At 37.8% G+C, this 14,934-nt stretch carries 14 protein-coding genes; 12 read left to right on the top strand and 2 right to left on the bottom strand.

What is annotated here, in order from left to right; translation table 11 throughout:
* Window positions 1-70: 70 nt before the first annotated feature.
* From rpoD to fur, 4 genes are all read left to right on the top strand, one after another.
* Window positions 71-1,177 (top strand): RNA polymerase sigma factor RpoD, encoded by a 1,107-nt coding sequence (gene rpoD, locus IGM04_RS06440; protein ID WP_002360364.1) that lies wholly within the window; start codon window positions 71-73, stop codon window positions 1,175-1,177.
* A 151-nt stretch (window positions 1,178-1,328) separates the two neighbouring features.
* Window positions 1,329-3,392: a cell division site-positioning protein MapZ family protein gene (locus tag IGM04_RS06445; RefSeq protein WP_086317868.1), complete on the top strand. Its 2,064-nt coding sequence runs from the start codon at window positions 1,329-1,331 to the stop codon at window positions 3,390-3,392.
* 73 nt (window positions 3,393-3,465) lie between these two features.
* Window positions 3,466-4,347, top strand: coding sequence for a CvfB family protein (locus IGM04_RS06450; protein WP_002361792.1), 882 nt, complete (start codon window positions 3,466-3,468; stop codon window positions 4,345-4,347).
* A 115-nt stretch (window positions 4,348-4,462) separates the two neighbouring features.
* The gene (gene fur / locus IGM04_RS06455) at window positions 4,463-4,912 is read left to right on the top strand and encodes a ferric iron uptake transcriptional regulator (RefSeq protein WP_002357640.1); all 450 of its coding nucleotides are present in this window, start codon (window positions 4,463-4,465) and stop codon (window positions 4,910-4,912) included.
* Window positions 4,913-4,962: 50 nt separating this feature from the next.
* Here the strand turns inward: fur and gap are convergent, their stop codons facing one another.
* Window positions 4,963-5,973, bottom strand: a complete 1,011-nt coding sequence (gap, locus tag IGM04_RS06460; RefSeq protein WP_002357638.1) for a type I glyceraldehyde-3-phosphate dehydrogenase — start codon at window positions 5,971-5,973, stop codon at window positions 4,963-4,965.
* A gap of 287 nt (window positions 5,974-6,260) precedes the next feature.
* On the opposite strand from gap, the gene obgE reads away from it, so the two are divergent.
* From obgE to IGM04_RS06485, 5 genes are all read left to right on the top strand, one after another.
* On the top strand, window positions 6,261-7,577 hold the full coding sequence (obgE, locus tag IGM04_RS06465) for a GTPase ObgE (RefSeq protein ID WP_002384537.1): 1,317 nt from the start codon (window positions 6,261-6,263) through the stop codon (window positions 7,575-7,577).
* A 138-nt stretch (window positions 7,578-7,715) separates the two neighbouring features.
* Complete coding sequence (locus tag IGM04_RS06470) at window positions 7,716-8,018, top strand: hypothetical protein (protein ID WP_002357636.1); 303 nt, start codon at window positions 7,716-7,718, stop codon at window positions 8,016-8,018.
* A 26-nt stretch (window positions 8,019-8,044) separates the two neighbouring features.
* Window positions 8,045-9,343 carry a PTS sugar transporter subunit IIC gene (locus IGM04_RS06475; protein ID WP_002363934.1) on the top strand — a complete coding sequence of 433 codons (1,299 nt, stop codon included), beginning with the start codon at window positions 8,045-8,047 and terminating at the stop codon, window positions 9,341-9,343.
* 218 nt (window positions 9,344-9,561) lie between these two features.
* A complete protein-coding gene (locus IGM04_RS06480; protein WP_002377438.1) occupies window positions 9,562-10,107 on the top strand; it encodes a TetR/AcrR family transcriptional regulator in 546 nt (181 codons plus the stop codon).
* Between the two features lie 142 nt (window positions 10,108-10,249).
* On the top strand, window positions 10,250-10,624 hold the full coding sequence (locus IGM04_RS06485) for a YxeA family protein (RefSeq protein ID WP_002357632.1): 375 nt from the start codon (window positions 10,250-10,252) through the stop codon (window positions 10,622-10,624).
* Between the two features lie 43 nt (window positions 10,625-10,667).
* Here the strand turns inward: IGM04_RS06485 and IGM04_RS06490 are convergent, their stop codons facing one another.
* Entirely contained in the window at window positions 10,668-11,417 is a 750-nt protein-coding gene (locus tag IGM04_RS06490) for a peptidylprolyl isomerase (RefSeq protein ID WP_086317869.1), read from the bottom strand.
* 181 nt (window positions 11,418-11,598) lie between these two features.
* Here IGM04_RS06490 and IGM04_RS06495 point away from each other — a divergent pair, with 181 nt between their 5' ends.
* The 3 genes from IGM04_RS06495 to xerD all read left to right on the top strand — a co-directional run bounded on the left by IGM04_RS06495 (window position 11,599) and on the right by xerD (window position 14,873).
* Window positions 11,599-12,690, top strand: coding sequence for a DUF871 domain-containing protein (locus tag IGM04_RS06495; RefSeq protein WP_002360357.1), 1,092 nt, complete (start codon window positions 11,599-11,601; stop codon window positions 12,688-12,690).
* Window positions 12,691-12,884: 194 nt separating this feature from the next.
* Complete coding sequence (locus tag IGM04_RS06500; protein WP_002357629.1) at window positions 12,885-13,814, top strand: alpha/beta hydrolase; 930 nt, start codon at window positions 12,885-12,887, stop codon at window positions 13,812-13,814.
* Between the two features lie 168 nt (window positions 13,815-13,982).
* On the top strand, window positions 13,983-14,873 hold the full coding sequence (gene xerD / locus IGM04_RS06505) for a site-specific tyrosine recombinase XerD (RefSeq protein WP_002360354.1): 891 nt from the start codon (window positions 13,983-13,985) through the stop codon (window positions 14,871-14,873).
* Window positions 14,874-14,934: the final 61 nt, after the last annotated feature.

Consider the following 14,934-nt stretch of genomic DNA (forward strand, 5'->3'; position numbering starts at 1 on the left):
ATTTTGATAAGTCCCAGTGATTTATCAGTTATTTCAAGCGTGAACCGAAAAATGAAGGGGGCCTTCTTTCATGGAAAAAGAAACAAGTAAAAAATATGAAGCTGCAGTGGCAGCATTTATCAAAGAAAACAAGCCTAAAGGAACAGTGGTTTATGATGATTTAGCGAATCAATTAGCCACACCGTATACTTTGGATGCAGAAGCTATGGAAAAATTGATCCAAAAAGTTGAAGATGCTGGTATCAGCGTGGTCGATGAAAATGGAGACCCAAGTGAACATAGCTTGAAAAAAGATGAAAAAGAAGCGGAAAAGGCCCAAGCAGAAGACTTATCTGCGCCAACAGGTGTTAAAATTAATGATCCCGTGCGTATGTACCTAAAAGAAATTGGGCGCGTTCAATTATTAACTGCCGCAGAAGAAGTTGAATTGGCACTTAAAATTGAAGAAGGCGATCAAGAAGCAAAACAACGTTTAGCAGAAGCCAACTTACGTTTGGTTGTTTCAATTGCCAAACGATATGTAGGTCGTGGTATGCAATTCTTGGATTTAATTCAAGAAGGTAATATGGGCTTAATGAAAGCTGTTGAAAAATTTGACTACCGTAAAGGGTTCAAATTCTCTACGTATGCTACTTGGTGGATTCGTCAAGCGATTACGCGGGCAATTGCGGACCAAGCTAGAACGATTCGAATTCCTGTTCATATGGTTGAAACAATCAATAAATTGATTCGGATTCAACGCCAACTATTGCAAGATTTAGGTAGAGAACCAACGCCAGAAGAAATTGGTGCGGAAATGGATTTACCAACAGAAAAAGTTCGTGAAATCCTAAAAATCGCACAAGAGCCAGTCTCTTTAGAAACACCAATTGGTGAAGAAGATGATTCACATTTAGGTGATTTCATTGAAGACCAAGATGCTACCAGTCCTGCTGAACATGCAGCTTACGAATTGTTAAAAGAACAACTAGAAGATGTTCTGGATACTTTAACAGACCGTGAAGAAAATGTTTTACGTTTACGTTTTGGTTTAGATGATGGTCGGACACGTACGCTAGAAGAAGTCGGAAAAGTTTTCGGTGTCACTCGTGAACGTATTCGTCAAATTGAAGCAAAAGCGTTAAGAAAACTAAGACATCCTTCTCGTTCAAAACAATTAAAAGACTTTTTAGAATAAACATACCGTTTAGCGGCTCTTTTCGTGCATGCGAGAAGAGCCGCTTTTGATTTTTAAAAAGTCTCTAAATGTCATTGCTAGTTATTGGAAGAAGGCGCAAGTTGTGGTAAATTAGAAGTAATGGAATATTAGCAGAATGTGAGGCGGAAGAATGACAAAAAAATGTCCGAAGTGCGGGAACGAATTCGATGCAGAATTAACGACCTGCCCAACATGTGGCTATTCACTAACTGACACAACAGTTGATAAAGAAGAAGCGGAAACGACTTCAACAAATATAGATTTTGAAACACAGGAAAATGAACAACACGAAGATCAATTAAATGAGAATATTGAATGGTCTGAGTTAAAAGATATGAGCTTAGGCCATGTGATGGAACTGTTTGGCGAATCACCAGAAGAAGAAAGTAATGATGACAAAAAAGAAGAGTCGACAGAAGATAACTTAATAGTCTCTGATTCAGAGGATGTTTCTGGTCTAGAAACATCGCTTCAAGAAGGGGCTAGTGAGGAGACTCATGATTCGGTGGAGAAGTCGACACCAGCGACAGAAGAGACGCCTACTCATTCAACAGAAGAAAAACTAGCAACGGACGAAGCAGTTAATTTAGAAGAAACAACGGAAGAAACAACTACTGTTGAAGCAGAAACAGCTGAGGTATCTAAGACGGTGAAGTCAGAAGAGGAAGCTTTAACAGAGATTTCAGGAACTGAAGTTATCTCTACTACTTCTGAAGAAGAAATTTTTTCACAACCACCGATAGAAGATCAAGATGTAACACCAAACGAAACTTTGCAAGCTTATATTCAAGCGCATCGAGCAGATACAGAAATGTCTGAAAATCCATCAGAAGAAACAGCAGAGACCCAAGAGTTAGAAAACAGCGGTGAGGCAGTATTAACCCAAGCCGAAACACCAACTGAATCCATTTCAGATTCTGAAGAAGGGTTAACAAGTGCAGCGTCGCTAGAAGCACCGAGCGACGCTGATGCAACCGAGGAAAAAGTTTCAAATTCAGGTGTGATACCACCGATGAATGAAACTGGGAATGCTCAACCAGCGCCTGCTCCGAAGAAACCATCAAAAAAAGTGGCTTTCGTTGCGCTTGCGGTTGTTTTATTAGCTGGAGGTAGTGCTTGGGCGTATCATGATCAAACGCAAAAAGCTGCCGCACAAGAGGCGGCGGCACTAACCAAGAAAACAGATACGCTGAAAGATGAACTAGCAGCCTTTTATACCACGAAGGAGCAAGCTTTTATTAAACCCGATATGGTGACTGTTAGTCCAGAAAAACTCTCAAAACAAGTCGCGGAAATTAAAGATTCAGAAGAGTATTCTCAATTAAATAAACAAATTCAAACATTGAAAGAGAAGCAACAAACCATTCAACAAATCAACCAATTATTTGAGGCGCCGATTGTCAATGGCAATGAGTTGAAACCGGCGATTCTAGCTGCTGATCAACCAATTTCCGTAAAGAAATTAACAGGAAATGATCCATTTGACCAATTGATGAACCAAGCAATCGATCAAGCGAACCAACAATACAACCAATTACAAAAAGCTAAAAAAGCGGTTGAGGTCATTTATAAAGATGGAAAAACTACCAATCAGCTGAATCGAGACACGTATCAAGCTGCTAAGGCAGAAGTAGATAAAGTAACAAGTGATAAGCTGAAAAAAGAATTGGTCAAACAAGTCACGACAGCTGACCAAGCGTTAACCAAGGTTGAAGAAGAACAGAAAAGAATTGCAGAAGAACAAGCTGCCGCAGAGCAAGCAAAACAAGCAGAAGAACAAGCGAAACAAGCTGCTGCCGCGAAAAAAGAGAACGCTAAGAAGGAGGAAACAGCAAAAACAGAAGCGAATGGCTACACGGCGCCGAACAGTGACGGGGTTTACACTAGTCCGCTTTATGCGCCAGATGCTGCCGATATCGCTGATAGTAGCAATCCAGCGTGGACATGGGCACCAGGTGTGAAAGAAAAAGTCTTAGACACAGTGATTGCTCGTGGCTATGTGGTTCCTGGCGGATATTCTTTAGAACCTGCCAAAATTGTGAATGGCGAAGGTTACTACAATCTTTATGCAACAAACAATCAATCAAAATTATTAGAAGGCACTACAGAGAAAAATGTTCACATGTATTTAGTTACAATCAATGCTAAAACAGGTTGGTTCAAAGGGAACGCTTCTCGTAATGCAGGGCAATAAAAGAAAATAGAAACAATCGAACAAAAGCGGAAATCTTTTGTTCGATTGATTTTCCTTGAGGAGTTAATGATAAATGAGAGAATTACTAGCAACAACATTTACCGGCATTGTGGTCGATGAAAATGAACAATTTTATTTTGTTCAAAAAAATGGCATCACATTCCGTTTAAAAAAAGAAGAAGGTACGCATGCCATAGGAGAGGCTGTAGAAGGCTTTGGTTATTTAAATCAAAAACAAGAGCCAGCACTGACAACTACAATTCCTACTGTGCGCATTGGTAGCTATGGCTTTGGTACTGTCACAGGAACGAGACGTGATTTAGGTGTCTTTGTGGATGTTGGCTTACCAGATAAAGATGTCGTTATTTCGTTGGATGAATTACCAACTATGCGGGAACTTTGGCCTAAAAAAGAAGACCGAGTAATGGTTACTTTAAAAGTGGACAGTAAAGACCGCATTTGGGGCGAATTAGCAGATGAAAAAGTCTTTAAAGCAATGGCAAAACGCGGGAATGCTGAAATGCAAAACCAAAACTTAACCGGGCATGTATATCGTCTGAAACTTGCAGGAACGTATATTTTAACTGATGATTTATACATTGGATTTATCCATCCTTCTGAACGATTCCAGGAACCACGTTTAGGTGAAAAAGTAGTGGGGCGTGTGATTGGCGTGCGGCCGGACGGCGTATTGAATCTTTCATTAAAACCAAGAAGTCATGAAGTAATCAGCGATGATGCGTTAATGATTCTAACTTTCTTAGAAAGAGCAAACGATCACCAAATTCCTTTCACCGATAAATCAAGCCCTGATGAAATTAAACAAACCTTTGGCATTAGTAAAGCTCAATTTAAACGCGCCTTAGGCCATTTAATGAAACAAAAATTAATTAAACAAGAAGATGGTAAAACAATTCTAATTGGCTCGTTGGAACAATCAAAAGAAAAAAATTAAGGTAGCTAATTGAGAATATCTTGCAAATTACAGTTATTTCTTTTATAATTATTTTAATTTGATTGATAAATTAAGTTTCTTAATTTATAATCATTCTAAACAAGGAGCTGTAATAATGGATTCGACTGCTGCTTTAAAAAAGACAAAAAAACAATTACATGAATCAGGCTTTAAATTAACACCACAACGGGAAGCAACCGTACTTGTATTATTGGAAAATGAAAAAGATCATTTATCAGCAGAAGAAATTTACTTCTTGGTAAAACAAAAAAGTCCGGAAATTGGTCTAGCAACAGTCTATCGAACGCTAGAAATTTTAACAGACTTAAAAGTCGTTGATAAAGTGAGCTTTAACGATGGTTTAGCTCGCTATGATTTAAGAAAAGAAGGCGCCAAACACTTTCACCACCATTTGTTATGCTTAGAATGTGGCACAATTGAGGAAGTGGAAGAAGACTTGCTTGGTGAAGTAGAGCAAATTGTTGAAAGTCGGTATCATTTTTTAGTCAAAGATCATCGCTTAACTTTTCATGGTATTTGTCAAAGTTGTCAAAGTAAACATTAAAAAAACTGCCTTGCATTAATTTATGCAAGGCAGTTTTTTATTTATTGGCATTATAAATTAGCGAATTTTTCCAATAAGCGAATCATTTGGCAAGTAAAACCATATTCATTGTCATACCAAGCCACAGTTTTCACTAATTGGAAATCACCAGCTGTCGTTACTTCTGTTTGCGTTGGGTCAAAAATCGAACCTTCTGTCGTGCCGATTATGTCTCCAGAAACAATTTCACGATCATCATAACCGAAAGAAGGGTTATCAATGGTGTGTTTTTTCATTGCTTCATTTACTTGATCAGCTGTTACTTTTGTTTTTAAAATGCTAACTAATTCTGTTAAGGATCCATCCACAACGGGAACACGTTGGGCATGGCCTTGTAATTTTCCATTAAGTTCTGGAATAACTAAGCCAATTGCTTTAGCAGCACCAGTTGAATGGGGAATAGTATTGTCTGCAGCAGAGCGTGCCGCACGAAGATTTCCGCCACGAACAGGGCCATCTAATAGCATTTGTGTTGATGTGTAGGCATGGACAGTTGTCATGGTACCAACTTCAATACCGAATTCATTATTTAAGAAGTAAGCCATCGGTGCTAGACAGTTTGTCGTACATGAGCCGGCAGAAATGATTTTATCGTTGGCATCAAGTGTATCATCATTGACGTTGTAAACGATTGTTTTCATTGCGCCTGCAGGAGCAGAGATAACCACACGTTTCACACCTGCATCTAAATGAGCTTGTGCTTTTTCTTCAGAGGTATAAAAACCTGTACATTCAAGCACAATGTCTACTCCGTTTTCTTTAACCCAAGGGATTTTACTTGCATCTGGTTCTGCGTAGACACGGGTTTCTTCGCCGTCAACAACAATGCCATTTTCAGTGGCTGTCACGGTGCCAGGATAGGTGCCATGCGTAGAGTCAAATTGTAATAAGTGAGCCAACATTGTTGGGCTAGTCAAATCATTGATAGCCACAACTTCAATATCATCAGAAACTTCTTTTATTCGGCGAAAGGCTAAACGACCAATTCTTCCAAAACCGTTAATTCCTACTTTGACTGTCATAACAAAAATTCCTCCTTTAGATGTTTGTGTTTCTTTGGACCCTTGCTGAAAAAGTGATTTTCTTCAACTATCTATAGTATGAACCTCTAAAATTTTTTTGTCAAAAGACTGATAGCGAAGCGACAAAAAGAAAGCGAAAGATTCATGAGAAATTTTGCTTTTTCCAACGATAACTAACTAGAATTGCTAGACAAACGGTTGTTTTCCCGATACAATAATAAAGACTTTCGAATCACGCTTTTTGAGGTGATTAAAGATAGTAGAAGTAGAATAGGAGGACAAATTATATGTCCATGTTTTTAGATCAAGTGACGATTGATGTCAAAGCTGGTAAAGGCGGCGACGGAATGGTTGCTTTCCGTAGAGAAAAATATGTACCAGACGGGGGTCCCGCTGGTGGTGATGGCGGACGCGGTGGCGACGTTGTTTTAGTTGTTGAAGAAGGATTACGCACATTAATGGATTTCCGGTTTAATCGTCATTTTAAGGCGACACCTGGAGAGAATGGTATGAGTAAAGGAATGCACGGTCGTGGTTCAGAAGATTTACTTGTCAAAGTTCCACCAGGTACAACAGTTCGTGATGCAGAAACTGGAGCTTTAATTGGGGATTTAATTGAGAATGGTCAGACCTTAGTAGTAGCAAAAGGCGGACGCGGTGGTCGCGGGAATATTCGCTTTGCTTCCCCAAGAAACCCTGCACCAGAAATTGCAGAAAACGGCGAACCGGGCCAAGAACGTAAAATTGAATTAGAATTAAAAGTTTTAGCAGATGTTGGCTTAGTTGGGTTTCCTTCTGTAGGGAAATCAACGTTACTCTCTGTTATCTCGTCCGCTCGTCCGAAAATTGGTGCCTATCATTTTACGACGTTAGTTCCAAACTTAGGGATGGTGACTACTAGTGATGGTCGAAGCTTTGCTGCAGCAGATTTGCCAGGCTTAATTGAAGGAGCTTCTCAAGGTGTCGGCTTAGGAACACAGTTCTTACGCCACATTGAACGGACGCGTGTTATTTTACATGTCATTGATATGAGTGGCATGGAAGGACGCGATCCTTACGAAGATTATTTGGCAATCAATAAAGAATTGGCTTCACACAATTTACGTTTGATGGAGCGACCTCAAATTATTGTTGCCAATAAAATGGACATGCCTGAAGCAGAAGAGAATTTAGCGAAATTTAAAGAGCAACTTGCGAAGGAACGCACCGATGAGTATGCTGATGAGCTACCTATTTTCCCAATCTCTGGGGTTACTCGTAAAGGTATTGAACCTTTATTAAATGCAACAGCTGACTTGTTGGAAGTAACGCCTGAATTCCCATTATATGAAGATGAAGTGGTAGAGGAAGAAACCGTTCGTTATGGCTTCCAACCAGAAGGTCCAGAATTTACGATTGATCGTGAACCAGATGCTTCATGGGTTTTATCTGGTGAAAAATTAGAAAAATTATTTGAAATGACGAATTTCGATCATGATGAAACAGTAATGCGTTTTGCACGTCAATTACGTGGTATGGGTGTCGATGAGGCATTACGAGCACGTGGCGCGAAAGATGGCGACATTGTTCGGATTGGTAATTTTGAATTTGAATTTGTCGAATAAGCATAAAACCAGTTCACTCAGTGAACTGGTTTTTTATTTTAAAATTAGTATTAAATCAGCGAATAGATTGAAATAATATTTTTAATAGCTTATAATTTTAAATGTAACAAAATAACAAACGAAAGGAGCGAAATTGAAATGGAAAACAATCAAGCAATGGTTCCTAAGTTTTCAGTTAAAAGTGCCGGTTTTCTTTTTAGTATGGGGCTCTTATGTGGTGTCCTGTTGCCGAGTGTTTTATTATGGACTTTCAATCTGCCGTTTAATATTGGTGCCATGATTTTTTTGCCTGTTGGGATTGCTTTTGCGTTAGCGTATAGTCATTATTTTATTGAAACGAAAACAGGTTTTTGTAAGCGTTTTATTTGGTTGTTTTTAATTTCTCTTATTTTATTAGAGCTTATCTCTTATTTATGGCTGATTAAAGGAGTTATTTTTTAAGAGAAAAACAGAGGAGAGTGTTATTTATGTTAGATAAACTGACTGTTTGGATTGAAAATCATCTAGCTGGACCAATGGCTAAAATTGCCAATCAGCGCCATTTACGTGCGGTGCGGGATGGGATTATTGCGACATTACCTTTAATTATTGTCGGTTCTTTTTTTCTAATTATTGCGTTTCCGCCGTTACCAGAATCTTGGGGCATTACTCAATTTTTAACAAGTAATGCTGCTACAATTTTACTGCCTTACCGAATGACAATGTACATTATGGCGTTATATGCGACTTTTGGCATTGGCGCTAGTTTAGCGAAATCATATAATCTTGATCAAGTCTCTGGAGGGATTTTGGCTACGATTGCTTTTTTATTAACATTGGTACCTGTAGCGATTCCTGAAGAAGCCAGTAAAGCAGCTGGCGTTTCTGGGTTTGTTTTACCAATGGCTAATTTGGGTGGTGCAGGGATGTTTGTCGGGATTGTGACGTCAATTATTGCTGTCGAAATCTATCGAGTAACAGATAAGTCTAAGTTCAAAATTACAATGCCTGATAACGTTCCACCTGCTGTTGCTCGTTCATTTGAATCGTTGACTCCGACGTTAATTGTCATGTTATTGATTGGTTCAATCACTTATTATTTAGGCTTTGATTGGCACACATTTGTAGGGAACTTAGTAGGACCACTAGTTCAAGCAGCGGACTCTTTATTGAGTGTCTTGCTGTTGGTCTTTTTAACCACATTTTTCTGGTTCTTTGGGATTCACGGCGCTTCAATCGTAGGATCGTTGGCGCGTCCTCTATGGCTACAACTATTAGAGGAAAACACGACTGCTAAAGCAGCTGGCGAAGCATTACCTCGGATTGCGGCAGAACCTTTTTACCAATGGTTTATTTGGATTGGTGGTGCTGGAGCCACAATTGGTTTAGCTATATTATTAGCCTTCCGGGCAAAATCAGAATATGGTTCAAAACTAGGAAAAGCTATTTTAGCACCGTCTATTTTTAATATTAATGAGCCAGTTATTTTCGGTGTACCGATTGTCTTAAATCCTATTTTAATGATTCCTTTTATCTTTGCACCAATGGTTTTAGCAACGATTGCTTGGTTTGCCACAAAATTAGGTTTAGTAAGTGAAGTTGTCTTTACCGCTCCTTGGACCTTACCAGGACCAATTGGCGCCTTTATGGCGACAGGCGGCGATTGGCGTGCTGCTGTTTTGAATATTGTTTTAATTCTAGTGGCCATCTTGATTTACTATCCGTTCTTTGTAGCTTATGATAAAAATGAGCTTGCCAAAGAACAAGGTAAACAAATAGAAGAATAAAGAGTGCAGCCATTTAGTGTCCAGAACAAAAGGTGATGACCTTTTGTTCTGGACCTATTTGTTTATAGGTGATGAAAATTCTCAATTTTTTTGAAATGTATAGAAAATTTTGAGAAAAGAAACGCATAAAAAAGTGTAAAATATTATATATATAATGAAAATGGTTTTCTTTTGTGTGAACATAATAAAGTTATTGTTAACTAAAAGAGAAAAGGGGTATGAAAATGGTTAGAACGAAGGTATATACAAAGGAAAAAATCTTAAACGTAGCTGAAAAAATTTTAGTAGATAAAGGTTTTTCTAATTTAACTGCTAGAAATATTGCAGATGCTATGGGGATTTCTACACAGCCAATTTATTTAGAATTTGTCAACATGGACGATTTAAAACGAACCTTAATTAAATCGCTATTTCATCGTATGCAATTATTTTACAAAGCAGATGTCGGTACCTCAGACCCAGTGATTGCATTGGGTCTGAACTTTATATTATTTGCCCAAAAACATCAAAAAATCTATACGGCGTTATTTATGAAAGCACATGGTTATGAAGAAGAATTGCAGCAAATGCTTCAAACTTTTTTTGAAGAGCGTTTATTATTGGATAAAAAATATGTACAAATGGACAAAGGAAAATTTGTCGAATTATTTCCTAAAATGGTGGTAATCTATTTAGGTTTAGCCACAGCGGTTACAATGAAGACAATTGACTTAACTAAGAATCAAGAAATTCAATTATTAAGTCAATTGTTGATAGAAGAGTAGTGTTTTGTTATTTATTCAAAATAACAAAAATACGACATAAGTCTGAGAAAAAACTGGTCGTTGCGCCCGAGGAAGGATTGTTTAAATCTTGCTATACTTTGGAAGAAGTAACAGAGAATAATTACTCGGGAGGATTTATGTGATGAAATTTATTAAATTTTTAGTGGTGACAGCAATTGTTATTGGTGGTGGTTTATTTGGGGCCAAGTTTTACGCGGAGAAGAACTCTGGCGAATTAGCTGGTGTGTTAGATCAATTAAATCCATTGGTTAAAGAAGGAAATGTGTATGTTAAAACAAAGAAAGCCGATAGCGTTAATGGCTATGGAATTGCTAGTTATACGCAAGTAGCCGCAGATGAGGAAGGCAAAACGCGAGAAATAACTTTCACAGCGGACCATGAATTAAAAACAGATCATTATCTAAAAGTCTCAAATAAAGGGGCCCACATCAATACGTATGAAGAGGTCAATCAAGACCAAGTACCAGAAAAGGCATTACAAGCGATTCAAAAATAACAAAAAGTCAGAACGTATCTTCAGCGTACGTTCTGACTTTTTGTTATTTTTTTGCTTCTTGAAGAATATTGATTTTTTCAATTTTAACATCAGTTTTTGGTTTATCGTTGGCACCAACTTCGACTTTGGCAATTTTATCGACAATATCCATTCCTTTGGTTACTTGACCGAAAACAGTATGTTTTTTATCAAGAGAAGGATAGCCGCCTTTTTTGTAAGCATCAATGATTGCTTTTGGATAATCATCATATAAAAGACCATCAGATTGATCATCTGTATTTTGGACAATAAAGAACTGACTGCCGTTAGTATTAGGTCCTGCATTCGCCATTGATAATGCGCCACGAATGTTATATAACTGGTTTGAAAATTCATCTTCAAATGGTTTATTCCAGATGCTGTTTCCGCCAGTTCCATCACCGCTAGGATCGCCACCTTGGATCATAAAGTTATTGATGACGCGGTGGAAAGTCAAGCCATCATAATAGCCATCTTTGGCATGTTTCATAAAGTTCTCAACAGTTTTTGGAGCCTGTTTAGGAAATAGTTTGATTTCAATATTTCCCATTGAAGTAACCATTTGGACTAAGTCTTGATCTTCGGCAACTTTGTCATCTAGTTGTGGTAAATCTAGTGAATTTAAGTCGACCGAATCCTTTGTTTTGCTTTCACTGGATTTAGCGACAGAATCACTCGTTGCGGTCGTGCCTTTATTATTGGTTGTGTTACAGCCTGCTAAAAGCAAGGTGAATGCTGTAACTGAAGCAACAGCAAGCATTTTCTTATGTTTCATCTGTTTTCCTCTTCCTTTCACACTGACAATTAGGTTCTTTTTTATCATAACAAAAGAGAAGATAACAAACCAGTGGAATTTTTATAAGATTTCCTATAGGAAAGGTGTAGACCACTTTTGTTTTTTTTGTTACAATGTAAGCAGATACATTATTATGTTTTACAATTTAGGAGGCAATCACATGGGAAAATTAGGTATTTCAATTTATCCAGAACGTTCAACATTTGAAAAGGACAAAGCATATTTGGATTTGGCTCATAAATACGGCTTTAAGCGTGTCTTTACTAGTTTATTGCAAATCAATGATGATCGGGAAAAGGTATTAGCAGAGTTTAAAAAAGTCGTAGATTACGCCAACCAATTAGGTATGGAAGTGATGGTCGATATTAATCCTGCATTGTTCGAACAATTAGGCATCTCTTATGATGATTTATCATTTTTCCATGATATGGGCGCTTACGGTATTCGTTTAGATCTTGGCTTTACTGGGCAAGAAGAGGCGAATATGACAAGAAACCCTTATGGCATTAAAATTGAAATTAATATGAGTTCAGGGACAAGTTATGTAGATAATATTATGGCCTACTCACCAAACACAGAAAATTTACTAGGCTCACATAATTTCTATCCACATCGTTATACAGGCTTAGGCTATGAGCATTTTGTTTATTGTTCAGAAAAATTTAGAAAATATAATTTAAATACGATGGCGTTTGTGAACTCACACGATGCTACATTTGGACCATGGCCGACACAAGATGGGTTATGTTCTTTGGAAGACCACCGCGATTTAGAAATTGCAACGCAAGTTAAGCATTTAGTTTTAACAGGATTAATCGATGATATTTCTGTCGGAAATGCTTATGCCTCAGAAGCAGAATTAGCAGCAATGGCAGAAGCCTTTCATGCACCGTATCCTTCGATCAAAGTGGATACAGAACCAGAAATCACAGAAGATGAAAGAATTGCATTGTTCGATAACTTACACAGTTATCGTGGAGATCGTTCTGATTACGTTTTGCGTTCAACAATGACACGTGTTTACTATAAAGATCGTCCTTTCCCAGCTCATACAACGAGAGATATTGTTCGAGGCGATGTCTTGATTGACAACGTTGGCTATGGACAATACAAAGGGGAAACACAAATTGCTTTAAAAGAAATGAAAAATGATGGCCGTGTAAATGTGGTTGGTCGTATTTCTGATGACGAACGTTTCTTATTAGAATTTTTGAAACCATGGTCAAGTTTTAAACTTATTGAAAATAAATAATTTTTAGTTTCCTATAAATAGATAAGTGGAGCATAGCGTAAAAGGTAACATTTTTGTGCTATGCTTTTTTTGTCGCAACAAAATTGTCTCATTGTAGTGGTAAAGAAAGATGGCTGAATCTTTGAATGGTAGTTGTCAAAAAAAGGGCGACAACTTATAATGAATCATACAGTTTAAATAAAAGGAGTACGTAGATGAATCGATGGTTAAAAATTTTGATTGCGCTTATTGTAGTAATTGCAATTGGTTTAATTGCGGCAGGCTTATATTTTTATAATTATGCAGTAGTTCCAGGAAAGAAAGACTTTATAAATGAGAATACCCCAGGGTCAAAAGTGGTCCAGACACCTGAAGGCGCGTGGTTTAAAGATGACAAAAATCGACAAGAATGGTCAATTACTTCGGAAGATGGGCTACGTCTAAAGGCCATTTATTTACCAGCCGACAAGAAAAGTAATCGTACCGTTATTATGGCGCATGGTTATATGGGTTCGGCAGAAACGATGTCTGTCTTTGCGAAAATGTATCATGATTGGGGCTACAATGTGTTAGCGCCAGATGCGCGTGGTCACGGGAAAAGTCAAGGAGATTATATTGGGTTCGGCTGGCCCGATCGTAAAGATTATGTCCAATGGATTGAGAAAGTTTTAACCGAAAATGGTCAGCAAGAACAAATCACTTTATACGGTGTCAGTATGGGTGCTGCTACAGTCATGATGACGAGCGGGGAAAAATTACCAGATAACGTGAAAGCCATTGTGGAAGATTGTGGCTATTCTACAGTCAATCAGGAGTTGCAATATCAATTGAAAGAGCTTTTCAATTTACCAAGTTTCCCATTAGTTAATGTTACTAGCGGGATTACGAAACTTAGAGCTGGCTATTTCTTTGGGGAAGCAAGCGCTGTTAAACAATTACAAAAGAATCATTTACCAATGCTCTTTATTCATGGTGAAAATGATACGTTTGTGCCGTTTAGTATGCTAGACGAAGTTTATAATGCAACCCAAGGACCTAAAGAGAAATATGTCGTTCCTGGAGCAGAGCATGCGAAAGCTTATAATAAAAACCCAGAAAAATATAAGGAAACAGTAGCTGCTTTTCTAGATAAATATATAAAATAACAAATTTATTCTTTACTAATAGTAGCAAAAACAAAAGACTTGTTCTTAAGTTAACGACTTAGTGAACAAGTCTTTTGTTGTCAGTTGATTTTTTTTAATAAGTTGGAATTTACCCATGCAATCTAGGGCATAATCTGATAGGATAGTACTAGAAATGAGGGAAGGATAATGGAAGAACAATTAGTCGATTATTTACACTATTTACAAATAGAGCGGGGCTTATCAAATAACACACGACGGAGTTACGAACGAGATTTAAAAAAATACGTAGCCTTTTTACAAGAACAAGGCCTGCATTCTTGGGACGAAGTTGACCGTTACATGATTACAGAATTTTTGCAATCCCTTCACGAAGAACAGCAAGCTTCAGCAAGTGTGATTCGGATGATTTCTAGTTTGAGAGGATTTCATCAATTTTTACGTCAAGAACGCTTAAGCGAACATAATCCGATGCAACATATTGACTCCCCCAAGAAAGTTCAAAAATTGCCAAGTACATTATCTGTTGACGAAGTGACTCGATTAATTGAAACGCCTGATACAAGTAAACCACTAGGTATGCGGAATCGTGCTATTTTAGAAGTGATGTATGCAACGGGCCTGCGAGTTAGTGAGCTAATTGAAATAAAATTAGGGGATCTGCATTTATCCATTGGTTTATTGCAAACAATCGGAAAAGGGGACAAAGAACGAATTATTCCTTTAGGCGATTATGCGATTCAATGGATTGAGCGCTATATGAACGAAGCCAGACCTCAATTGATTAAAAACCATCCGAATGAAACACACCTGTTCGTTAATCATCATGGCGAACCGTTATCTAGACAGGGCATTTGGAAAAATTTAAAACAGATTGTCCGAGAAGCCCAGATAGAGAAAAATATTACCCCGCATACATTACGGCATAGCTTTGCGACACATTTGTTGGAAAATGGCGCAGATCTTAGAATCGTGCAAGAATTATTAGGACATGCAGATATCTCCACGACACAAATTTATACACATATTACCAAACAACGAATGGCAGATGTTTATAAGGAACATTTTCCTCGGGCTTAATTTGCGAGAATGCCCACAAACGAATAAATTTATGGTAAACTAGGAAGTCGAGAAAAGAAAG

The sequence above is a fragment of the Enterococcus sp. DIV2385 genome, from assembly GCF_051711925.1.
GTDB classification, from domain to species: Bacteria; Bacillota; Bacilli; order Lactobacillales; family Enterococcaceae; genus Enterococcus; species Enterococcus faecalis.

Coding starts and splice junctions, on each gene's coding strand:
- rpoD (WP_002360364.1), top strand. CDS start 71: ATGGAAAAAGAAACAAGTAAAAAATATGAAGCTGCAGTGGCAGCATTT.
- IGM04_RS06445 (WP_086317868.1), top strand. CDS start 1,329: ATGACAAAAAAATGTCCGAAGTGCGGGAACGAATTCGATGCAGAATTA.
- IGM04_RS06450 (WP_002361792.1), top strand. CDS start 3,466: ATGAGAGAATTACTAGCAACAACATTTACCGGCATTGTGGTCGATGAA.
- fur (WP_002357640.1), top strand. CDS start 4,463: ATGGATTCGACTGCTGCTTTAAAAAAGACAAAAAAACAATTACATGAA.
- gap (WP_002357638.1), bottom strand. CDS start 5,973: ATGACAGTCAAAGTAGGAATTAACGGTTTTGGAAGAATTGGTCGTTTA.
- obgE (WP_002384537.1), top strand. CDS start 6,261: ATGTCCATGTTTTTAGATCAAGTGACGATTGATGTCAAAGCTGGTAAA.
- IGM04_RS06470 (WP_002357636.1), top strand. CDS start 7,716: ATGGAAAACAATCAAGCAATGGTTCCTAAGTTTTCAGTTAAAAGTGCC.
- IGM04_RS06475 (WP_002363934.1), top strand. CDS start 8,045: ATGTTAGATAAACTGACTGTTTGGATTGAAAATCATCTAGCTGGACCA.
- IGM04_RS06480 (WP_002377438.1), top strand. CDS start 9,562: ATGAAAATGGTTAGAACGAAGGTATATACAAAGGAAAAAATCTTAAAC.
- IGM04_RS06485 (WP_002357632.1), top strand. CDS start 10,250: ATGAAATTTATTAAATTTTTAGTGGTGACAGCAATTGTTATTGGTGGT.
- IGM04_RS06490 (WP_086317869.1), bottom strand. CDS start 11,417: ATGAAACATAAGAAAATGCTTGCTGTTGCTTCAGTTACAGCATTCACC.
- IGM04_RS06495 (WP_002360357.1), top strand. CDS start 11,599: ATGGGAAAATTAGGTATTTCAATTTATCCAGAACGTTCAACATTTGAA.
- IGM04_RS06500 (WP_002357629.1), top strand. CDS start 12,885: ATGAATCGATGGTTAAAAATTTTGATTGCGCTTATTGTAGTAATTGCA.
- xerD (WP_002360354.1), top strand. CDS start 13,983: ATGGAAGAACAATTAGTCGATTATTTACACTATTTACAAATAGAGCGG.